Origin of the sequence: Paenibacillus sp. 32O-W (assembly GCF_007679495.1) — a bacterium.
In the GTDB taxonomy this organism is placed as follows: Bacteria; Bacillota; Bacilli; order Paenibacillales; family NBRC-103111; genus Paenibacillus_L; species Paenibacillus_L residui.
This window is the reverse complement of sequence record NZ_VEGP01000014.1, coordinates 54680-77642: the sequence shown is the minus strand read 5'-3', so window position 1 is coordinate 77642 and position 22963 is coordinate 54680. Positions and strand designations below refer to the sequence as shown.

Below are 22963 nucleotides of genomic sequence, written 5' to 3'. Positions count from 1 at the left end.
TACATGCCGCTTATCGACAGCACTCCCCCAGGGGAGTTTTTTTTTTACAATTTCAAAGGTATAATGTAACAATGTAGAATTGTGTACAGAGGAGAGACCCGAAGTGAACCTGCCAAATACGTTGACACTGCTTCGTTTTGCTCTAGTGCCTGTCTATTTATTTGTTTTTTTCTCGGGGCATGTCAAAATTGCTTTCTTTATAATAGTCATCGCGGGAGCAACGGATGTCCTGGACGGGCATTTAGCCAGAAGCAGGGGGATGGTAACGGATTTGGGAGTCGTGCTCGACCCTCTGGCAGATAAAACGATGATGCTGGCGGTTTTTGTCTCATTGCTCATCTCGGGTATGATTCCATGGGAGGCGGCTGCAGCCATCATGATTCGCGATGCGGGTATGATTGCGGGTTCGGCGTTTTTCCATTTTCGGGGCAAGAAGACGGTCCCCGCCAATTCTTTGGGCAAATTAACCACGGTATTGTATTACATAGCCATTCTGATGCTGTTCTTCAGTATCCCGTATGCTATTCCTTATTTATGGGCCGTCATAGCTTTTTCATTTATAACATCAGCTATCTATATACTGAAGTTCCGCCTGCTGAATTCCATGGCACATAAATAGGAAAAGGACATATTTCCAAGACTCGCGATGCCTCATGTGGAAATATGTCCCTTATATCAACCTTCACTACTGCAGATCGTGAAGGGGACACTACTAGTTTAAGTATATTGGGAAAGATTTATACAATGATAAAGAAAAAGGAGCTGTCCATATGCTGGATGTTCAACAAATTAAACAGATTATCCCTCACCGTTATCCTTTTCTGCTTGTTGACAAAATCTTGGAGGTTGAAGACGGGGTACGTGCGGTCGGTCTGAAAAACGTTACCATTAACGAGCCCTTTTTTGAAGGGCATTTTCCGGAATACCCGGTCATGCCTGGAGTGCTGATCGTCGAAGCTTTGGCACAAGTCGGTGCGGTGGCTATGCTCAAGGCGGAGGAAAATCGCGGAAAGATAGGATTTCTTGCGGGAATCGACAACTTTCGTTTTCGAGGTCAGGTCAAACCGGGGGATACTCTGATTTTGGAGCTGGAAGTGACCCGGTTGAAGGGTTCAATTGGTAAAGGAAAGGGAACTGCTAAAGTGAATGATAAAGTTGTGGCAGAAGGTGAACTGATGTTCGCTCTGGCTAATCCGGAATAAATACAATGAGGGAGGAATTTGTAGGTGGATACTATGTCTCGAGTACGCAAGCTGTATGAACAATGGCTTCAGGACCCGGGAATTGATCCCGCGACCAAAGAAGAACTGAAGGCTATCGAGGGCCAGGAGAAAGAGATCGAGGATCGTTTCTATAAAGATTTGGAGTTTGGCACCGGAGGGTTAAGAGGAGTTATTGGAGCCGGAACCAACCGTATGAACAAGTATACAGTGGGTAGGGCGACCCAGGGACTGGCCCAGGATTTGCTGCAAGCTTCAAGCGGGCATCCTTCTGTTGTCATTGCTTATGACTCGCGCAATCAGAGTCCTGAATTTGCTTTGGAAGCTGCATTAGTGCTTGCCGGTAACGGTATCAAGGCATATGTTTTCGAATCCTTGAGAACAACTCCGGAGCTTTCTTTTGCCGTTAGACATTTACAAGCTTCTGCAGGGATAGTTATTACCGCCAGTCACAACCCTCCGGAATATAACGGCTACAAAGTATATGGGCCTGATGGGGGACAGATCGTTAAGGAACAGGCGGATCGCATCATCGGGCAGATTCAATCACTGGAATTCAACATGATTCGCAAGCTTTCCAAGGAAGAGGCGGAATCCCAAGGGGTTCTCCAATGGATAGGCCAAGCTATCGACGATGCCTATGTGAAGGCAGTGCTGGCAGTCCGTCCGAGGCCTGAAGTGGGTATGCAACAAGGAAATAAAGTGAATATCGTTTATACCCCTCTGCACGGCTCGGGAAATATCACTGTTCGCAGAGTGCTTAGGGAAGCCGGGTTTAAGAACGTTCATGTTGTCCCGGAGCAGGAGAAGCCGGACTCTCAATTCTCCACCGTCCAATCCCCGAATCCGGAGGAGAAAGAGGCCTTTTCACTTGCCATAGAGTTGGGTAAACAAGTTGAGGCCGATGTCATAATCGGAACGGACCCTGATTGTGACCGGATGGGTGCCGTTGTTAAAGATGCCACAGGGCAGTATGTAGTGCTAAGCGGCAATCAATCGGGCGCTATCATGGTTCATTATCTGCTCTCCAGCTTACAGGAAGGCAAGGGAATCCCGACGGACGGAGTGGTCATCAAGACGATTGTAACGAGCGAGATGGGAGCGGAGATTGCCAGACATTACGGGGTGGAAGTCATGAACACCCTAACAGGTTTTAAATATATTGGCGAGAAAATGACCGAATTCGAGCGCAGCGGCCATCATAGCTTCTTATTTGGTTATGAAGAAAGCTACGGTTATTTGGCGGGAACTTATGCCCGGGACAAAGATGCCGTAGTAGCTTCCATGTTAATCTGCGAAGCGGCGGCCTACTACAAAAGTCAAGGGAAGACGTTGTATGATGTACTGCAGGAACTTTACAGGCAGTTCGGTTATTACCGGGAGGCATTGGAGTCCCGAACCTTGAAGGGCAAGGATGGTTTGGCCAAAATAAGACAAATTATGGAGGAGTGGCGTAGCCATTCGCCATCGAATGTCTGCGGGAAGAAAATAACGACCATGCTTGATTATACCCAAGGCATTGATAGTCTTCCTAAAGAAAATGTGCTCAAATACTTGCTGGAAGACGGATCGTGGTTCTGCCTGCGTCCATCCGGTACGGAACCCAAGATCAAAGTATATTTTGCGGTTAAAGCCAAGAGTGCCGAGGAGTCGGAACGGTTATTGGCAGAGCTGAGCCAAGAAGTGATGACTCGGATCGACAGATGATAAGGATATAGGATAGGGAGTGGAACTATTGATTCAATGGTATACACGCTGGAATCGAAGAGCCTCTAAATGGCTTTGGTGGGTAGTGATTGTCGGTTTATTGGCTTCTCTGCCGCTGGCTTATGAGAGGATTATGACCGAGAGCTCCTCCAACAAGATAGAGTTTGTTTTTGATTACCGCGATCTGCTGGATATTGCGGAGTTTCGCCCTAACCCGCGCGAATTCGTCGATGAGCAGCTGGATGCCATGAAGCGTGCCGGAATCGAATCGATGGCGGTTTATGAAAGCACGCTGAATGAGCTTAGACTGGCGCAGCGGGTCGATTTATATTCGTCGCGTGATGCCGCTTTGATAACAGGTCAGCCTGCGGCTGCAGGAGAAAATTTTACGTATGTGCTGTTTAAAGATCAAGAATCACAGCAGCGATTGCAGCCGATGGTGGAGAGGGCTTTCCAAACTCAGGGCATAACGGTCCGGCCCTGGTCGTATGAAGATCGGCAAGGACTAGTTGTCGAAGCATCACTGGAGGAGGCTTCATTGAAGGTGATGGATCCGGATCCGATCGCCTTGGAGCACCTTCAGAACAAGGGCTTTCGCATCGTTGCCCGTTTGTCCAACCGCAGCCTGCCTTTCTCCGCGGAGGATATGGACCGCAAGCTGAGCCTGTATAAAGAGGCTGGTGCCAAGTCGATTATTTTCGAGGGAGAAAGCGTGCCGGGTTATACCGGGAAAGAGAATTCTCCGGAACTGGAGCAAATGGCTGAGCTCCTCGATAAATACGATATGGCCCTTGCAGCCATAGAACTGCAGAAGGCTCCGCAAAAAGGCTTCAATTATTTAGCCAAGGAAAGCCGCTACAATGTGTTCCGGCTGCACTCTCTCTCTGAAGCGGAAGCGGACAGGCTAAGCGGAAACTTAACCGAACAAGAGCAGGCAGAGCGAATTCAAATTGTTGCGGACCGTTTCGTCCTGGCTGCCAAGGATCGCAATATTAAGATGATTTTCCTGAATGCACGGCCTTCCAAAAACTTGGAGAGGGCATCCTATACGGATCCTCTCGAACAGATAAGAGAAACCTTGAGGGGAGAGGACGGGGCTTTAAAACGGATTGTTAAGGCAGGCTACACTTTGGGTCCCGCTCACTCATTCACGATCTATAATTCGAGTTGGCAAGGATTGCTCAAGCCGGTGGCCGTCGTTGGGTCCGTTGCCGTTATCGCATTGACTTTGGCCCATTTCTTCCCTTGGCTGCTGCTGATCAGTTTTGTTCTTGGTACAGGGATGGCTGGAGGCTTGTACATCCTCTCCCCCAATATGCTGTTCAAAATGCTTGCATTAGGTGTTGGAATATGCGCACCTACTCTGGGAATGATTCTAGCGATCCAAAGTATCCGCAAGCGGCGGACCGGCAAACTGGCCGGGGCTAAAATGGGCTTCGCGATCAATCTGTTCATCCGGACTTCGTTGATCTCGATGATCGGCGTCGTGTTCATTGTTGCTTTGTTGAACAATATTATCTATAGCCTTGTGATCGACCAATACCGTGGGGTTAGCCTGCTGCATCTGGCTCCTATTCTGATTATCGGAATCTATTTGCTGTTCTTCAGTGAGGGGCTCAAGGCGGGTGAGATCGTTAATCGGGCCAAAAGCTTGCTGTCTTCGTCCGTAACTGTTCTCTGGGTGGTTATCGCCGGAGCATTGGTTGCCATGATTATGTATTATCTGTCGAGGACAGGCAATGAGGGCAAAGCCTCTGCCTTTGAAAAGCTGTTTCGCGCGCTTCTGGAAAATAATCTGGGGGTACGCCCAAGAATTAAAGAGTTCTTATTCGCACACCCCGTATTTATCCTGGGGGCGTATCTAGCGATTAAATATCGTCCGTCCGCTCTGTACATCTTTATTCTTGGCATTATTGGACAACTGTCCATTGTCGATACCTTCGCGCATTTGCATACGCCGGTATATATTTCATCGATCCGTGTCGGATACGGACTCTTGTTAGGGATCATTGTCGGAATTCTCTTTATAGTGGTATGGGAATTGTTGGCGAGGAGTTGGCGAAGATGGGTGCTGCCGTCAAGAGAATAGTTCTCTCGGGTTATTATGGATATAAAAATAGCGGCGACGAGGCTGTCCTGCAGTCTATCTTACTCGCTTTGCAAAAAGAAGGCGGGCGGCATGGAGTGCGGGTCGAACCCATCGTATTGTCCGGCGATCCGGCTTGGACCGATCGTATGTATGGGGTAAGGGCCGCCCATCGAATGAAGCCGATGGAGGTCATTAGGGCCATCAGGCAAAGCGACGGCTTGATTAGCGGGGGCGGAAGCCTGCTTCAGGATGCGACGGGAGCCAAGACGATCCCGTATTATCTGGCCATTATTAAGCTTGCCCAATGGTTCGGAAAGCCGACATTTGTTTATTCCCAAGGAATTGGCCCCGTTCGTCGAAAAATGTTTTATTCTTGGATTTCGCGGGTATATAACAAATGTCAGTATCTCTCCGTCCGGGATTCTGAGTCGGCAGAGCTTCTAGCCCAAATGGGAATTCGAGGGGAGCGGGTGGAAGTCGTCCCTGATCCCGTTATGGGGCTGACCCCAAGGGATAACGGATCACTGCGCAACCCGTCAGAGACGGATCGCCCCGTTGTGGGCGTATCGGTCCGGTATTGGAAGGAAGACCGGTCGGAGCTTCGCAAGCTGGCTAAATGCCTTGGCAGGTTAGAGGAGGAGCGGGGGATCGAAATCCGTTTCCTTCCGTTCCATCTTCCGGACGATGAGAGGGCATCCCTAGATGTAATGGACTGGATGAATGCAAAGGGCAAGCCTAATGTGCATATCGTACGTGATGTTATACATCCGCAGGATATGCTGGCTCAGGTCGGACAATGTGATTTGCTGATTGGAATGAGATTACATTCACTTATTTACGCCGCTTCTCAATACGTTCCGGTGATCGGAATCTCCTACGATCCGAAGATTGATCAGTTTTTGCATCGTTTGGGGATGGAAGCGGCCGGGTCGACGGATCATATGGATGTTCCCAAGATTCTGGAGGAAGTAGACAGACTGTTGCGCGGTAAAATGCAATGGATAGAGAGCAAGCGTCTGTTAATCGATCAATTGAAGGAAGCTGCTCACCGGCCGGCTGAACATATCCTATCCTTGATGCAGGAAAGTAAGCGAGCGCTGAAAGAAGGCTCATAAGTCTTCAAATACCATTCATAGTGAGCGATATAAGAATACAGTTGTATAGATTGAATGCGGATAGTATCAATTTAACCAACGGATGTCTTAAGGCGTTAGTTTGGCCGCAAGCGATTTTTTGAAAATATAAGAAAGTATAAATTTTCATCTATCCTGTTCTTATATTTCATCGGTAAACACGCCTGTCCAAAGGACGGCGATAGCCGTTTATCCTTGCATGTTCGAGAAATATCGGAAAAGTAATGCGGGAGAAAGATAATGTGACCAAACTATGAAAAAATGACTGACAATATCACTAAAAACCCGCATTTTGTCGATAAAACGGGTTGGAGTAAGCACTGCAAACAAGGTATAATGGAGTGCTGAAAGCAACTGGAGAGACTAAGGGGTTGTAAATTATAATGAATTGGATCATTTATGTCATAGGATTAACGGTTTCGTGCGTTCTGGCTGTCATTTTGACCCCGCTAGTGAAGAAGTTTGCGGTTTGGTTCGGCGCTATTGATGTGCCTAATCATCGTTCGGTTCATACACGGATTATGCCTCGAATGGGTGGCTTGGCCATATTCCTTGCTTTTGTTGCAACTTTCTTTATTATTTCGCCCGCCCTTAACGATTTTGATACTCATGTCGTTCTTGGGTTGATCTTGGGCGGTGCCATCATTGTATTCGTAGGCGCATTGGATGATAAGTATAATTTATCTCCCAAGATAAAGCTTGCAGGCCAATTAGCGGCTGCCGGGGTGGTTATAGCTTTTGGGATGCAGATTGATTACATAAAGCTGCCCTTCGGCGATGCCATTGATCTGAATTCCTGGATCAGCATTCCAATTACAATATTTTGGATAGTTGGAGTAACTAACGCCATTAATCTGATTGACGGACTAGACGGTTTGTCCGCAGGGGTTTCTGCGATCGCCACATCTGCAATTCTTGTACTTGCGATTATGATGGGAAACCTGACCGTTATTGTCATAAGCTTGATTTTGCTTGGTAGTATTGTAGGATTTTTGTTCTATAACTTTCACCCTGCCAAAATTTTTATGGGCGATTCCGGATCGCTGTTTCTCGGATTCAGCTTGGCAACCTTATCGATTCTTGGGTTTAAGTCGGCTACCATCGTTTCTTTTTTGGTCCCTCTTGCGATATTGGGAGTGCCGATTTCGGATACATTAATGGCCATCATCCGCAGGAAGTTGAACAAGAAGCCTATCTTTACGGCCGATAAAGGCCATCTCCATCATTGCTTGATGGGGCTTGGCTTCAGCATGCGCAAAACGGTTCTGATTATCTACGGCATCTCGCTGGCCTTCGGGCTGTGTGCGGTCCTGCTAACCAAAGCCTCCCAATGGGGCGCAATTGTCATTGTCGTTGTTTTATTGCTTGTTATGGAGGTTGGAGCGGAGGCGATAGGAATAATAAGCAAGAGCCGCAAGCCGGTGCTCAGACTTCTCCGGCGACTTCTTCCGGCATCCGTTAGGCGGACTTCTAAATAACATACTAGTTTTTTAAGACCCTGCATTTTGTGATGCAGGGTTTTTTGGTCTGCAAAAAGCTATAAAAAAAGATCGTTCATTTGCCGATAAAGTTAAGTATGTATCCACTTTTTTTTGATGTTTGGATTGGAGGGAAGTAGCGAAAAGGGAGAGGAACAGAAGTGCCTCAACAGACTGGATGAACGATTACCCGTTCCCCGAACGGAGTATATAGGATAATACACAAGGAGGTTCTAACGTTGAACGTATTATTGCGAAAATGGACAAGCATGCTTATGGTTGCGGCTTTGCTGGTCACTCTTATTCCGGCATTGGCGCCCAAGGTGTATGCGGCGGCTCCAAACTATTTTATACCCGACAACCAGCAATTAGCCAACAAAGCCAATCCCGGTGAAATAAGCAGGGATAATTCCTATGTGGCGGATTCCAATCGCCTGAACATTACTGGAACTTATCAGTATGTATCCGCCGAATCCATAACCGTAAGGGTGGAACAGTTAATTAACCAATCGGGCAAATGGGTTCCGGATCCCCAGAGATATTTCACGGCGGCGGGCAATCCTTTGTCAAACAATCGGTTTGAAATTCGCAGTTTGGAGTTGTTTTCCGGATTCAATAAAGTGACCATTACCGGGAAGCAGGGAAATATCGAACGTTCGGATACGTTTTATATCGTGTATGATGATGCTCCTTACCTGCAATCGTTGAAGGTGAGATCCGATAACAGCACGGCGGTTGACCTGAACGAAGGGGCACCCATTGTGATAGAAAAGCCGTCCGGAGTGGATGAAGCGTTTGAAATGCAGGTCTATATTGATGGGAAAGCCAATAATGTTAAGACAATTCTGGTCAATGGCCAGAAGGCGAATGTTCTCGAGGACGGGATGTTCTTCGTTCCTCCATTGACACTGAAGCCCGGCAAGAATGAGCTCGATTTTCAGTTGGAGAATCAAGCCAATAAAGTCAATGTAAAGCGCACTATTTACTATTATGATCCTGATCAGCCGTACTATAAGCTGGACATTGTCCATGCCGGGGATGGAACCCAGTCTCTATTAGCAGGGAAACCGGCACTGACCGATCCTTCACAGCAAGCTGTGATTGAAGCGGGCATGATTATTCCGTATTCTGCCGTACCGTTTGACTTGAATAATGTTACGGTAACCGTTCAAGACCCTAATAATGCCGCCAACAATCCAAATCCGGTTAATTTGGCGAACGTCACTTCTATTACCGATGTACCCGCTAATGATGGAAGTATCAAATATCGGTTAGTGGAGTTCAAAACGAACCCGTATACAATCACGACCACGGGACTGCCGGCTTCGGGAGAACAGGCCGTAGCGATTCGTGTGGAATACGACTCTCTGGATACAACCGTTACTCGTTACTTCAGCTATTTGCCAAACCAAAGGCTTATAAAGAATATGTATCTGGTAGAGAAAGACGGCTCACAGTATATTAACAAGGGAAAACTGGATAATAGCGAAGTACAGTCTTCTACTTTCTATGTACAGGTAGAATTTGATAAGGACATTGCTGCAGGCGCAGAAGATAAATTAAAGGCGGCGCTCATGCCGTTAGGCAGCCTGACTGTAAAGCATATCAGTCGAATTGATTCTAAAAACCATATTTACGAGATCAGTAATTTCCCAAGCGGAGAGCAAAAAATTCGGTTTAGTTATGATGGAACGACGGCAGTTTATACCGTTACTGTTAATTATGTATCCAAAAACTTTATCTACGTAGAAAATTATTATGATGGCCAGACCATTACACTGGATTCCAGGCAAGGGAACAAGACCTTGGATGCTCCTAAAGTAAAGCTGGTCGGATTCGATTCGGTTAAAGAATTCGACTACTCGGTCAACGGGATAACCCCGTCTTCCTTCCGCTATGATGGAACTTCACTGGAGTTTACTCTGGAGCCTTTAGTGGTAGGGAATGCTCTGGGGCAATTAAACTATGGCGAGAACAGACTTGTTCTTCGAGCGCTATATACAGACGATAACTCCATTATTCGTGAAGTTATCAAAGAAATTCGTTTGTATATCGTAGACACTAATGTGTCGACAATCGAAAGATTTGAGCCTGTTATTATTCCGAGTGATGGCCGAGCCCCTTTGTCCGTAAATGGCACGGATAATGAATTGAATAGAATATTTGTCGATTCCCCGGACATCCTGTTCCGCAACGGTCAATTTTCTACCAGTCTGAAGAAGGTGGATATAGTCTTTAAGGCAGGTGGAGCCAACTATGTCAAGCTCTCTCATGGCGGAGAAACGATTGTTGAATTTAAAACAACGAACGATGGAGATCCCGATCCTTATAATGACCGGCCGAAAAGCTCGACTCCGTTGGATCTTAGCATAAAGCAGGGGTATGACTACGATTATTATGGAAGTCCCAAGAACTTTACGTTCCGGCTGCAAAATTTCGATATGAGCAATACAGGAAGCTACCCTTTTGTACTGGAATTGAAAAATAATGTGGGAGCTACCAGCGTTCAGAGAATTGAAGTGGTCCGCGAATTGGCCAGCTTCCGTATACTCTCCCCTCAGCCAACGGTAGGAGATCGGATTGTCGTGAACAAAAACTTCGTTCATTTTGACATCGAGGCGGAAGGTGCCACTGAAGTGTTGATCAATGGGCAGAAGGCCGAGAAACGTTCGGATTATAATGACCGTTTCGTGCTTGATTATGTCGGCTTGAAGCCTCAAAAGGATAACGCGCTCAAAATTGTCATCGAGCGACCATCGGGAAAAATTAATGCTTCGGTTAATGTTTACTATGCCTACAGTAATCAAACAGGCGCTCAGTACATGGAGAAAATATCAAATAAGCACAGCGTTTTCGATAAAAATCTGGAGCTGACTTTCCCGAAAGGAACTATTTTGAGAAAGGCTTATCCAGGTCTAAATAATAATGTCGAACAGTTTTATGAAGATACCAAGCTGTTGTTCGGGATTGCCGACCCAAGCGATGGTGTCGTGGAAAGAATGAACGATTACGGAAATATTATCAACTTTGATCCGGACCAGGGATCGGATAATAAGGATGGGAACGGGCATAAAATTGTTCCTATCGAGCCCCGCCTTTCCAGGCTGTTTACCAGTATGATGAACAGGGATCATTTTACCCCGGTTTCAGATATTTATTGGATTTCCGGGGGAGTGGGAGAGTATGGGCGTAAGGGGACAACTTCCTATAAGCCGGCTACAAACGGTTTAAACCCATATTCTTTGGAAGGGACCTTTACCCTATTCGAGCCCGCACGGAAGCTTGTTCCCACTAAACGGGGCGAATTGACCATCAAGTTCGACGATTCCGTGGTGAATGATGCGGGAACGAACGTGACCGTATTCTTCTTTAACGACAAGGGGCAGTGGGTTAATATTGGTGGAGAAGTAGATACCAAGAAAAATACAATTACGGTTCCGTTCGATGACTTTGGTTATTATATGGTGGCCAAATTAAGATACGGATTTAACGATGTCACCAACCATCCGTGGGCCCGTAATGTTCTGCAGGCGTTGTTCTCTAAAGGTGTTATGACGAACCTGCGGACAGAGGATTTCGGGGTGGATGATTACACCACTCGCGGGGAATTTGCGGCACTATTGGTCAAAGCGCTAAATATTCCGTTGAACTATGAAGGGGTTCCAACCTTTGTAGACGTTAACCCAGGGGATCAGGCGATCACATGGAATTACGAATATTTAGAGACTGCAGCCCGGGCGGGTCTTATTGACGGGGTATCGAATCGATACTTTGCGCCAACAGAGAGGCTGAGACGTGAACAGGCTGCAACCATGATAGCACGTGCGTTGGAGCTGAAGCTTGCCATTAATGACGAGAAGCTGTTTGCTAAGCTGGAGAAGAGTTTTAAGGATGCTTCGGAGATCACTTATTATGCCCGCCCGTCTGTAGAAGCTATCAACGGAGCGGGGATTATGGTGGGGCAGCAGAACCCGCTGGCTGAAGGAGAGAAGAAGCCAACCTACAGTTTCCATCCGCAATCGTACCTGACAAGAGCGGAAGCCGGACAAATTGCCGTTCGTCTTCTGCAAAAATCGACAAAGATGTTTCCTAAAAACTTAAACTAGGGTATTATAATGGTAGAGCCTGTCTATTAACGGTCAGGCTCTATCCCATGGTAATTATTTCAGAATGACGGTCCCCGAATAACCATGTATACTAGGAAGTGCCGGACAAGTAGGGTGAATACATAAACAAGTGAGAAAACATATTGTATTTATTTCCATCTAAAAACTTTTTCCGAATAAGCGCAACTTTTTGAAACGGGGTACGTTTAATACATTGAACAACAATGATTCAACCCGTTATTACCGGGATTCGATTGGATAAATTTCTCAAAATACACTTTACGACAAGGATAGGCCATTGTATAATAGGTAAAGTGGCATTCGAGTCTCTAGTTTTCTATGTTTACTAGTTTCTGTAACATCATGTTGCAGACCTTCATTATAGTAATGACGCTCAACTCTGGAAAGGGGGTGAATCGGCCAATGAGGAAATCGAGCTCCAATTATTGTAATACTCACACTCATGAACCGAAACGATTTCGAGGAGGAGAAAAAAAGGTTATGAAGAAAAGTTTGTCTTTACTCGTAGCAATAGCTATGGTCTTCTCCATGTTTGCTTCAGTAGTTTCTGCTGCTGAGCCTGCAACTACTTTGGAGAAATATGAGTTCCTTAAAGGAAAGGGAGTTTTCGAAGGAACTGACGGCGACAAGCCGGCTCTTGAAGAAAACATGACTCGCGCACAATTCGCGAAAGTTTTGACTAAAACTAAAGGTTTGACCGAGGATGCTGCTGCAGCTAACGTTTATACTGACCTGGATGGTGCAGGTTGGGCTGCTGGTTTCATCGGTGCAGTAACTAAAGCTAAGATCATGGATGGTACTTGGGATGGAATTTTCTCTCCTTCCGGTGAAGTAACCATCGAGCAACTGGCAACTACTTTGGTTCGCGCACTGGGAATTGCTCAGTCTGACGACGAAGTAAAAGGTGTAGTTTCCGACTGGGCTAAAGCTCATGTAGCTGCTGCTCTCAAAGGCGGTTTTATCTCTGAAGCTGCTGACTACACTGTACCTGCTACTCGTGCTCAACTGGTTGAGGCAATCTACGCTGCTTACAACAAAGTTAACGTACCTGCTGAACTTAACATCTCCGATGTTAAAGCTGTAGGAGCTAAGAAAATCGAAGTATCCTTCAACAAAGCTGTTGAAGATACCAGCAAGATCACTCTGACTCTGAGCAGAGGTGCAAACAAAGTAACTCTGGCTGAGAAAGACGGCCTTGTATGGAACGATGCGAAAGATAAAGCGACTTTCACCACTAACGTGGCATTGATTGAAGGTACTTATACTGTTAAATTGGAAGCTGCAGAAGGCGTTAAGCTTGGATCTTCCACTTCCAAAGACGTTTCTGTTCAAGCTGAAACGATCAAATCGATCAAATTCAAATCTACTAGCGACATTATTCCGATCGCTAAAAATGTAACTATTGAGTTTGAAGCTTTGAACCAATATGGCGAGCAATCCACTCTGCCTGCTTCCCGCTTCAATGTTCTTGGAAGCAATAGTGCAGTTGCCTTGAGTGCTGCAAATGATAAGCAAAGAATTACTCTGGATACTAAAACTCCTAGTGAAGGCAATAGCCCTCAAATTGGAAGAGGAAGCTACTTCTCCATCACCATCATTGCTGAAAATGGTGGAGTATCGGCTAACAAAAACTTCCAAATTGGCGACACTCAAACTGCAGGTAAAGTAACTCTTAAAGAACTGGTTCTGCAAAACGGTAAAGAGCGTTTGAATGCAGGTGACTATGCTTATATTACCTACGAAGCTTACGACCAATATGGTCATCCGCTGACAGACCTGGATACTCTTAAGCAGTATGTTCAACTGTACAGCACTAACCCTGCTGCATTGAAAGTTGAGTTTGTAAGAGACGAAACTGGTGACAAAGTACCGGATATTCGTGTTGAAGCTAGCAACTCCTTTACGGTAGATAGTGAAATTACTGTAAATGCTGTAGCTATCGGTACAGGATCCAGCAGCCAATTGAAAATCAACGTAGCCTCTCCGAAAACTCCTTATGAAGTATCTTTCGGAGAGTTCAACGGAACTGTTGCAATCGGTGACGTAGATGCTAAGTATCTTCCTTTGGTTGTTAAAGATCAGTATGGTGCAACTCTGAGTGCTGACGATATTGTTAAAGCTTATAATAATACGCTTTTCGTATACGGAGCTTCCCCTTCGGCTACGGTAACACTTGAAACTAGCGGTCCGGACAAAGGTAAGATCAAAATTCAACCTAATGAATCTGGCCAAAAAGGAACTGTTACTATTCATGCCCAAATTCCGAGAAGCGGCAAGAATGCACAAACAACGATCTCTGTTCAAGAAAAGCGTTATCCGAATGAGATTTATGTATCCAGTGCAATGAAAGATCAATTACTTTATGATGCGAAGTCTTCTCTGAAACTGAAGTTCAAAGACCAATATGGCGAAGAACTGAAAAACAGCAAATTCTTCACAGACTATAAAGTTAAGACTGAAGTAAGTACTTTGTCCGGAAGCTTGAGCGATATTGAAGCAAGTGCTCTTGCTAACACAGTTGTTACCAATATTATTGATAACCTCAATGACAAAGAAATTACTTTCAAATCTATTAAAGATGCGAACAGTCGTTTCAACTTCACTGCACAACTGTTGAAAGTTGAAAATGGAAAAGAAGCTCAGATTGATTCTGTTTCTGTAGTGTTTGACACCATTAAAGCTGAAGAAGCTAAAAACCTGACCTATGAAGTTAAGAAATACGAAAAAGGTCTGTATGCTCTTGAGAACAACAAAGGCAAAACAGTTACGGATGCAGTTTACAACAAATACGTTTCTAAGTTGCCTAAAGTTGAAGTAATTGCTAAAAATTCCGGCGGAAAAACTGTTGCACTTCCGGATAATGCTGTTAAAGCAGTATCTGTTTCCAACAGTTATGTAGCTGGTGTTGATAACGCAGACGGCTTCAGAGTATACGGTAAGAACGCTGGTAAAGTTGACGTCACAGTTGAATTTGCTCCTTCCTTCGTAGGAAGCTATTTTGAAACTCTGAAGGACGTAGAAGTAAGCAACACTGCTCCTTATATTGAGTCCATCACAGCTTCTGATACTAAAGCTAAGAAAATCTCCGGTACTACTTTGAACGTTAAAGATCTTTTCGGAGATATCAAAGTTAAGGATCAATACGGAGTTGAATTCAAGAACGAAGATCTCTTCGGAGATGCAGGAATGTTCACTGTTTCCTTCTCCGCAAGCAACATCGAAGGAAGCGGTAAAGTAACTGACAACAAAAACGGTACAATTACTGTTGAAGCAGGAGTTACTTCCTTTAAGTTGACTGCTGTTACTACTAGCGGTAAAACTGTTTCTGTTGATCTGGCAAGATAATTGTTTCCACTGAAAGAACCCCTTCGGGGGTTCTTTTTTTTGTCCGGTTTTGGTTTAATGTAGTTAGCCTGGTTTAAAAAAGAACAAGAGGTGACTTTATGAAATCGAAATGGAAGTTTATAGCGGCCCCCGTTTTGTTGGGAGCGGGATTGTGGCTTGGTTCGATTATGACGACAAGTGCTGATACCGGAGCTGGTGAAAAGCCTGGAACGGCTGACGATCCGTTAGTTACAAAAAGTTATGTAGATCAGCAAATTAAGGCTATAACCGGAGGCGGTGGCACCCCGGCAACAACAGATATTGATCTTCAAAAGCTGAAGGAAGAAATTCTTAAAGAAATACAGGCAGGTTCAGGGTCCGGCTCTTCGGTTGGAAGCAGTCTAGAAGTGACGGTAGTTGAACTAGATCCTGGCCAGACTTTATATGCTGCCCCCGGGACGGAGGTTATAGTGCGGAATGGCAAAGCCATTGCCGTAAGCAGTGACGATAATGGGATTCCCGATGTTACCTCAGGAAAAGATTTGTCAGCAGGAACCGTCATTGAATTGAATCATTTATTATTATTCCCAAGAGAAGGACGCGGTATTCAATCGGATACAAGTAACCAAACCGTCATATATGTAATGGTTAAAGGCAATTACATGGTAACTAACAAAGACGGCTCTAAAGTTACGCCATAATTTTTCCCCTCATGGCATAAAGTTATACGTTTGTAGGTCGAAGGACAAGCCATACTAGGGTTACACGATATAAGGAGGTGACTCTAGCAATGGCAAAGTCCAATAACAATAAAGTAGTACCTGCAAGCAAACAGGCCTTGGATCAAATGAAATACGAAATTGCTGCTGAATTAGGGCTTCCGGTGGGCCAGCAATATTATCAAACAGCGGCGTTGGATACTGAATTCGCTGCAGAATTAGGATCCGTTGCTTCCCCGGCGGTTCGTGAAGATTATTGGGGGCATATTGCCACCCGGGACACGGGGGCTGTTGGTGGTACCATAACCAAAAGATTGATCCAAAAAGCAGAAGAAGCTCTCTTTTCCTTATCCTAAATAATTCCGCGCTAAATCAGGCAAGTCACCGATTGACAGCTTTAGACAAATAAAGTACTATGAATTAATGAAGGTATTCCAACCATCTCTCCTAATTGGAGAAGGTTGGTTTTTTGTGTAAAGCATATTTGAATAGGGAGGTCGAAGAAGTGACGACTTCAAGTAATAGACGTTTATTTACTTCGGAATCGGTGACGGAAGGTCATCCCGATAAGATTTGTGACCAGATTTCGGACGCGGTTTTAGATGCATTTCTTAAAGAAGACCCTAACGCTCGTGTAGCATGTGAAGTATCTGTAGCGACAGGGCTCGTTCTCGTGATTGGGGAAATTTCGAGCCGTGCGGATTATGTGGACATTCCTGCGATTGTGCGTAATACGATTAAGGACATTGGATATACTCGCGCAAAATATGGTTTTGATTATAAAACCTGCGCTGTTTTAACATCTTTAAACGAACAGTCCGCTGACATCGCTCAGGGGGTTGACCGTGCTCTGGAAGCCCGTGAGGGACAGATGACGGATGAAGAGATTGAAGCGCTTGGAGCAGGCGATCAAGGCCTTATGTTCGGTTTCGCCGTGAATGAAACTCCTGAATACATGCCGATGCCGATTGCATTGGCCCATCGGTTGTCCCGCCGGTTGGCCGAAGTTCGTAAAGATGGAACTTTGAGCTATCTGCGCCCAGACGGGAAAACGCAGGTAACGGTCGAATACGAAGGAGACAAGCCGGTAAGGGTGGATACTATCGTTGTGTCTACTCAGCATGCTGAAGATATTACATTGGAGCAAATTCAGAAGGATATTAAAGAGCATGTTATCCTGCCAGTAGTTCCTGAACAATTTTTGGACGCAGATACGAAGTATTTCATTAATCCGACAGGCCGATTTGTTATTGGAGGTCCTCAAGGGGATGCCGGCTTAACCGGTCGTAAAATTATTGTAGATACTTACGGCGGATATGCCCGCCACGGCGGAGGAGCGTTCTCGGGGAAAGACCCGACTAAGGTTGACCGCTCTGCCGCTTATGCCGCACGATATGTGGCAAAGAATATCGTGGCTGCAGGTCTTGCGGATAAGTGTGAAATTCAATTAGCCTATGCTATTGGAGTAGCTCGCCCTGTTTCCATAAGTGTAGACACATTCGGAACAGGCAAAGTAAGCGAAGCAAAGCTTGTTGAACTCATTCGCAAACATTTCGACCTTCGCTCTGCAGGCATTATTAAGGAACTTGGTTTAAGAAATCCTATTTATAAGCAAACAGCGGCTTACGGCCATTTTGGACGGACAGACATTGATCTTCCTTGGGAAAGAACGGATAAGGCCGAAATTCTTAAGCAGGAAGCAATGAACTAAATTACACAGATATAAAATAACAGCATCGATTGCTTTTCAAAGTATAAATTAACTTAATTCGACAAAATTCCGACGCCTATTTTTCCTAATAGGCGTTTTTTTGTTGATTAACGTAACTTTTTACCTATAAGTAGAGTCTAATACTAGAGAAAAAGAATGAGAGACTAATAAATTTGGAGGAGAGAAAAGCAAATGCAACAGCAAGAGAAGCGTAAAAAAAGAAAAAAACGCTATGTAAAAGCTTTGACTTGGGTATTAGCGTTCATGCTGGTTTTGCAGACATGGTCCTTTTCGGCTGAGACAGCTTCTGCCAGCGGAACTGTAACTTATAAGGGGCAAGAGATTATTACCGCTGGTGCGATTCTGAAAAAATACGACTGGGTGTCTACCCGTAATAATAAGCCTGCTCACGTCAACGTCAATGTGATTGAAGTAGCGTTGGAAAACCCTATGGTCAAGTTGGATGTGATGACCGGAAAAGGCGGCAAATTTACAACGAAAAATACAGTAAAGAAAATGGCGCTGGAGACCGGTGCCGTAGCCGGAGTGAACGGAGACTTCTATAATACTAAAGCAAACCTAGCTCCGATGGGACCGCAAATGTCCGGCGGAGAGATTATGGCTACCCCGAATGAACTGCCGGGCTTCTACAGCTTTGGATTGACCAAAGATAACAAGCCGGTCATTGATATGTTTACTTTCACCGGATCGGTTACGGCCGCCAATGGAAATAGCTATTATTTGGGTGGCGTTAATAAAACTTACTATTGGTTTGAACCTAGTGGGCAGCACAGTATGATAGATAGTATTTTCCTCTATACCAGTTCTTGGGGAAGCTCAGACCGTGCCAATGATGGGGTGACGGTTCCAACGGAAGTGCTGGTTCAGAACGGCATTATTCAAGATATTAAAGTAAATGGAATTTTTGAGATGGCACCTCCCGAAGACGGGTACATACTTAGGGCAGCGGGTGCAGGAGCACAATTTGTTCAGGATAACTTGAAGATAGGAGACCCCATTCATTCTGCCTATAATATAGTCCCGAGGGATCCCAGCCGTCCGTACGATGCCGAAGATTTTCAAATGATGATCGGTGGTCATACGATTCTAGTGGATAATGGGCAGCCTGCAGCCTTGTCTAGAAAAGATGCGGATTACACAAAGGCCAGGGCGCGTACCGCAATTGGTTACTCCCAGGATGAAAAATATGTTTATCTTATAAATGTGGAAGATAATGCGAACAGTGATGGAATGAGCTTTGCCGAAATGCAGGATGTTATGACCCAGATTGGAATCTGGAAAGGAATGAATCTGGACGGCGGAGGTTCCTCCCAGATGGTAGCCCGCCCGCTTGGGGAAACCGGTGTGGAGTTGGTTGCTGCTCCAGAGTCTAACTATCAGCGCGAAATTGTTAATGGGATTGGTGTATACACTCTTGCCCCTAAGGGAGAAGCGCTTGGATTGAACATTTCCGGACCGAAGAAATTATTCGTCAATGAATCGGCAGCTTATTACGCAAGAGGCTATGATACTTATTATAACCCGATTACAAATTTGGACGACAACGCGGTTTGGAGTAGTACGGATGGCATGGGTACCTTCGAAAACAACGTCTTCACACTTACGCAAGCGGGGAAAGCTACGATTTCCGTCTCGTCAGGACAAGCTACCTCCAGCAAAGAGGTGGATGTTGTTCGCAGGGAAGATATTGAAAGCTTGACCATACAGCCTTCCAGTGGAGTGCTGATGAATAACGAAGAGATTCAATTGTCCGTTAAGGCCAAATTAAAAGACGGCACAGAAAGAACCGTTCCCGCGGAATCATTCCAATGGCAGATCAAAGGGTTTCAAGGGGAAATCAAGGGAGACACTCTTCATATTACCGATATTCAAGGAACAAGTGCAGGACAGTTGATTGCCAGTTATGACGGTTTCAGCACGATTCTGAATCTGCCGCTGGGGTCGGAGAAGCTTTGGGCTGATTTTGGACAGAGTAATCCGGCGGTATCCTTCAGCTCTACAGAAGGTGTAACTGGCGAGATAAGTCGAGTAGCGGGAATGTTTGGCTTGGCAATGGATAACTATGCGGTACAAATGGACTATGAATTGATTGCTGAAACAGGAACTTTGGCGGCATACGCTGATTTTGGACAAGAAGGTGTATTGCTGGAAGGCGAGCCCCAATCGATGAGTGTTAATGTGTGGGGCGATAACAGCGGCAATTGGTTACGTGCAGAACTAATTGATGCAGCCGGCCAAACCCATCGGGTAGATCTCGCCAAAGAGATAAACTGGGATGGTTGGAAAACGGTGAAGGGGAACTTCTCCAATCTGGACATGGCTTATCCGGTACAATTGAAGCGAATTTATATTGCGGACATAGAGCAAGGAAGAGCGGATAGAGCCCGTAAGGGAACCGTTGCATTAGACGATATTAAGCTGCATTATAAGACGGAAGTCCCAAATCCTAAGCGAAACAAAGTAAGCCTGACTATCGATGAGCCGAAGATTACGGTCAACGGTGAGAGCATGACGATTGACCAAGCCCCGGTACTCATTAGCGGAAATACATTGGTGCCTGTTCGTTTTGTAGTGGAGGCCCTCGGCGGCGAGGTCATTCCTTGGAACGAAGGGGATACCGAACGGAAAGTGACGATTTTTAAAGACGGACAGATGGCTGAACTATGGCTGGATCAACTGGATCTGGTGGTTAACGGCAAAGTGGTTACCGCCGAAGTACCTCCACAATTAATGAATGAGCGCACAATGATGCCTCTAAGAATTTTGACAGAAAACTTTGGCTGGAAAGTTTCTTGGGATCAGGAGACACTTACTGTCACACTGGAGTAGTTTGAACTAGAAATTCCAATAAGGGTTGGAACTAAATTAAGCTTATAGATCGATAAAACAAGGTCGAATTTTTGAAAAATTCGACAATTCTTGTAAAACTTCTGCATGGCGTCCTTTAAGTGGCATGTAAATATGGTAAAATAGTTCCATCGAAACTCTTCAAATGTTTCCGAAATGTGTTAGTATAGTATCATTGAGGGAATAACCCGATGAGTTAAAGGGGTAAAGGATAGAGTGGGATAGAGTGAAGGTAGATGCCATAGATCGTGTCATTAAGGACGCCATTCATGTAATGGAAAGCAGCAAGTATAAAATATATGAGATCAGTGAAAGCGCCCGCAATGAACTGGATGCCCTGAACCGTGAGCTTCAACAGGTGATAGAGGAGACCACGTTGACCATTCAACAAGTGGATAAGCTTGAGCTGGACTACCGAAGATCGAGAATTCGGCTTACGGAGGTAAGCCGGGATTTTCACCGCTTCACGGAAGAGGATATCCGGATTGCTTACGAAGCGGCAACCCAATTACAATTGCAGCTAACCATATACAGGGAGAAGGAGCATCATTTGAAGATGCGCCGGGATGATCTGCAGAAGCGGATTCGCAGTGTGGAACGGCAGGTGGAACGTGCGGAGACGCTGGTTTCCCAGATGAATGTCGTTCTGGAGTACTTATCCGGTGATTTAAATCAGGTTACGCGTATGTTGGAATCAGCCAAGAACAGACAGATGCTTGGCTTGAAAATTATTATGGCACAGGAAGAAGAACGGAAGCGGATTGCGCGGGAAATTCATGACGGTTTAGCTCAAACGATGGCCCATGTTGTTCTGAGAACGGAGATAGCGGAACGGATGCTGAGTCAAGAAAATCTAGATTCGGTAAAGGAAGAACTGAGCGATCTTAAAGGTCAGGTAAGAGACGGGCTGGAAGAGGTCCGCAAAATGATTTTCAACCTCCGCCCTATGGCCCTGGACGATTTAGGCCTAATCCCCACCCTTCACAAATTTGTACAGGATTTTGAAGAGAAATCGAAAATAAGAACGCGATTTGAATTAGCGGGAAGGGAGAAACGGCTTCCATCCGAGATGGAGGTAGCCGTATACCGTCTGATTCAAGAGGCATTCTCCAATGTATTGAAGCATGCTAAAGCCACCTATATCTCATTAACGATAACCTTTCAGAAGCATATGACCCAAATCGTTATTAAAGATAACGGAATTGGGTTTAATGTCGAGGAGATGGAGTCTAAGATGATCACTAGCAGCCACTACGGTCTGATAGGGATGCAGGAACGGATCGACTTGCTGGAAGGGAAAATCGACATTGAGTCGAAAAAAGGCGAAGGCACCAAAATTACAATGCTGATTCCGATTAATCCTGAGCAAAGGGAGGAATGAAATGGATGGTCATTACCGAAAATCCTAAGAAAACCGTTAAGCTGCTGCTTGCTGACGACCATCAGCTATTTCGTGAAGGTGTCAAAAGAATTATCAATATGGAAAGCGATCTCGAAGTCATTGGAGAATGCGGGGACGGTATTCAGGTCATCGAGCTGTGCAATTCGTTAAATCCGGATATTGTTCTAATGGACATTAATATGCCGGTAGAGAACGGAGTCACCGCGACCCAAAGATTGAAGGAAATTTTTCCATCGATTAAAGTAATTATCCTTTCGATTCATGATGATGAAAGCTATGTTTTTGAAACTTTGCGGAAAGGGGCTTCCGGTTATCTGCTGAAGGATATGGAAGCTGAATCTCTAATCAATGCAATCCGATCCGTCGTTTCTGGACATGCCTATATTCATCCTAAAGTAACCGGTAAACTGATTAATCAGTTGCGGCGCATGACCTACCTGGAAGATAGCGGGAATTCCTCGGACGGTTCCGTAGTTAATGAAGCAGGGGTCAAATATATTCATTCACCTAATAGTCCGCTGACGCGGAGAGAAGCGGAAGTGCTTCGATTAATGGCGGAAGGCAAGAGCAACAAGGCAATAGGGGAATTTTTATTCATTAGCGAGAAAACAGTAAAGAACCATGTGAGCAGCATTTTGCAAAAATTGGAAGTGGACGATCGTACCCAAGCGGTAATCATTGCGATTAAGAATGGCTGGGTAACGTTGTAGGAACCCGATTGCTCATGGCGGCATATACTATCTCCATAAGGAGGGTAGCCGCTATGGGGATTGGGTTGCTTTTTATAGGCGGAGTTTATGGGGCCGCTGTTTTGGTTGTCCACCTGGTCTGCTATTTCCAACAACAACGAGGAACGTCGAAGGTTACGAGGTTTATTTTCACTACGAAAAATAATGCGAACTTAATAGAGTGGTATTTATATTCCTTATTATTTACTTCCTGGTTGAGGGGACGCCAAATTAAGGTTGCCGTATTCGACGATGGTTCGACGGATGAAACGCTGGAGATTGCCCGCAGGGTAAGAAGGAGCCGGGAGGATTTAGAAATCTATGAATCTGTCGCCGGTTTTGAGGAGTACATTCGGGCTCACCAGGAAGAGACGCTTCATATCGTATCGTTGCAGCAAAGTACGCAGAAACCATTAACAACCTTGCGTTGGTAAACGCTTACGTGGAAAAGGAAGGA

At 45.4% G+C, this 22963-nt stretch carries 15 protein-coding genes; all 15 read left to right on the top strand.

All coding sequences use genetic code 11. From position 1 onward, the window contains the following. Positions 1–103 precede the first annotated feature (103 nt). The 15 genes from FS806_RS08120 to FS806_RS08050 all read left to right on the top strand — a co-directional run bounded on the left by FS806_RS08120 (position 104) and on the right by FS806_RS08050 (position 22940). The gene (locus FS806_RS08120; protein WP_144934314.1) at positions 104–619 is read left to right on the top strand and encodes a CDP-alcohol phosphatidyltransferase family protein; all 516 of its coding nucleotides are present in this window, start codon (positions 104–106) and stop codon (positions 617–619) included. 151 nt (positions 620–770) lie between these two features. Next, positions 771–1202, top strand: coding sequence for a 3-hydroxyacyl-ACP dehydratase FabZ (gene fabZ / locus FS806_RS08115; RefSeq protein ID WP_144934312.1), 432 nt, complete (start codon positions 771–773; stop codon positions 1200–1202). Between the two features lie 33 nt (positions 1203–1235). Further along, on the top strand, positions 1236–2927 hold the full coding sequence (locus FS806_RS08110; protein WP_144934358.1) for a phospho-sugar mutase: 1692 nt from the start codon (positions 1236–1238) through the stop codon (positions 2925–2927). Between the two features lie 28 nt (positions 2928–2955). Beyond that, positions 2956–5016, top strand: a complete 2061-nt coding sequence (locus FS806_RS08105; protein ID WP_144934310.1) for a DUF5693 family protein — start codon at positions 2956–2958, stop codon at positions 5014–5016. After that, entirely contained in the window at positions 4992–6131 is a 1140-nt protein-coding gene (gene csaB, locus FS806_RS08100) for a polysaccharide pyruvyl transferase CsaB (protein WP_144934308.1), read from the top strand. The genes FS806_RS08105 and csaB overlap by 25 nt, the downstream gene beginning before the upstream one ends. Positions 6132–6532: 401 nt before the next feature. Further along, complete coding sequence (locus tag FS806_RS08095) at positions 6533–7627, top strand: MraY family glycosyltransferase (RefSeq protein WP_144934306.1); 1095 nt, start codon at positions 6533–6535, stop codon at positions 7625–7627. Between the two features lie 239 nt (positions 7628–7866). Then, complete coding sequence (locus tag FS806_RS08090; RefSeq protein ID WP_144934304.1) at positions 7867–11733, top strand: S-layer homology domain-containing protein; 3867 nt, start codon at positions 7867–7869, stop codon at positions 11731–11733. Positions 11734–12234: 501 nt separating this feature from the next. Next, entirely contained in the window at positions 12235–15099 is a 2865-nt protein-coding gene (locus FS806_RS08085) for an S-layer homology domain-containing protein (RefSeq protein WP_186328266.1), read from the top strand. A 98-nt stretch (positions 15100–15197) separates the two neighbouring features. Continuing rightward, on the top strand, positions 15198–15779 hold the full coding sequence (locus FS806_RS08080; RefSeq protein ID WP_144934300.1) for a hypothetical protein: 582 nt from the start codon (positions 15198–15200) through the stop codon (positions 15777–15779). Between the two features lie 89 nt (positions 15780–15868). Next, complete coding sequence (locus FS806_RS08075) at positions 15869–16153, top strand: alpha/beta-type small acid-soluble spore protein (protein WP_144934298.1); 285 nt, start codon at positions 15869–15871, stop codon at positions 16151–16153. Between the two features lie 149 nt (positions 16154–16302). Further along, positions 16303–17508: a methionine adenosyltransferase gene (gene metK / locus FS806_RS08070; RefSeq protein ID WP_144934356.1), complete on the top strand. Its 1206-nt coding sequence runs from the start codon at positions 16303–16305 to the stop codon at positions 17506–17508. A 192-nt stretch (positions 17509–17700) separates the two neighbouring features. Continuing rightward, on the top strand, positions 17701–20358 hold the full coding sequence (locus FS806_RS08065) for a stalk domain-containing protein (protein ID WP_144934296.1): 2658 nt from the start codon (positions 17701–17703) through the stop codon (positions 20356–20358). A gap of 244 nt (positions 20359–20602) precedes the next feature. Beyond that, positions 20603–21757 (top strand): sensor histidine kinase, encoded by a 1155-nt coding sequence (locus FS806_RS08060; RefSeq protein ID WP_144934294.1) that lies wholly within the window; start codon positions 20603–20605, stop codon positions 21755–21757. 5 nt (positions 21758–21762) lie between these two features. Continuing rightward, entirely contained in the window at positions 21763–22488 is a 726-nt protein-coding gene (locus tag FS806_RS08055; RefSeq protein WP_144934292.1) for a response regulator, read from the top strand. Positions 22489–22541: 53 nt separating this feature from the next. Continuing rightward, the gene (locus FS806_RS08050; RefSeq protein ID WP_144934290.1) at positions 22542–22940 is read left to right on the top strand and encodes a glycosyltransferase family A protein; all 399 of its coding nucleotides are present in this window, start codon (positions 22542–22544) and stop codon (positions 22938–22940) included. The last annotated feature ends 23 nt before the right edge of the window (positions 22941–22963 follow it).

Bases quoted from the DNA above. Each gene is read 5' to 3' on its own strand.
- fabZ (WP_144934312.1), top strand. From the start codon at position 771: ATGCTGGATGTTCAACAAATTAAACAGATTATCCCTCACCGTTATCCT.
- FS806_RS08055 (WP_144934292.1), top strand. From the start codon at position 21,763: ATGGTCATTACCGAAAATCCTAAGAAAACCGTTAAGCTGCTGCTTGCT.
- FS806_RS08095 (WP_144934306.1), top strand. From the start codon at position 6,533: ATGAATTGGATCATTTATGTCATAGGATTAACGGTTTCGTGCGTTCTG.
- FS806_RS08065 (WP_144934296.1), top strand. From the start codon at position 17,701: ATGCAACAGCAAGAGAAGCGTAAAAAAAGAAAAAAACGCTATGTAAAA.
- csaB (WP_144934308.1), top strand. From the start codon at position 4,992: ATGGGTGCTGCCGTCAAGAGAATAGTTCTCTCGGGTTATTATGGATAT.
- FS806_RS08085 (WP_186328266.1), top strand. From the start codon at position 12,235: ATGAAGAAAAGTTTGTCTTTACTCGTAGCAATAGCTATGGTCTTCTCC.
- FS806_RS08050 (WP_144934290.1), top strand. From the start codon at position 22,542: ATGGGGATTGGGTTGCTTTTTATAGGCGGAGTTTATGGGGCCGCTGTT.
- FS806_RS08075 (WP_144934298.1), top strand. From the start codon at position 15,869: ATGGCAAAGTCCAATAACAATAAAGTAGTACCTGCAAGCAAACAGGCC.
- FS806_RS08110 (WP_144934358.1), top strand. From the start codon at position 1,236: ATGTCTCGAGTACGCAAGCTGTATGAACAATGGCTTCAGGACCCGGGA.
- FS806_RS08080 (WP_144934300.1), top strand. From the start codon at position 15,198: ATGAAATCGAAATGGAAGTTTATAGCGGCCCCCGTTTTGTTGGGAGCG.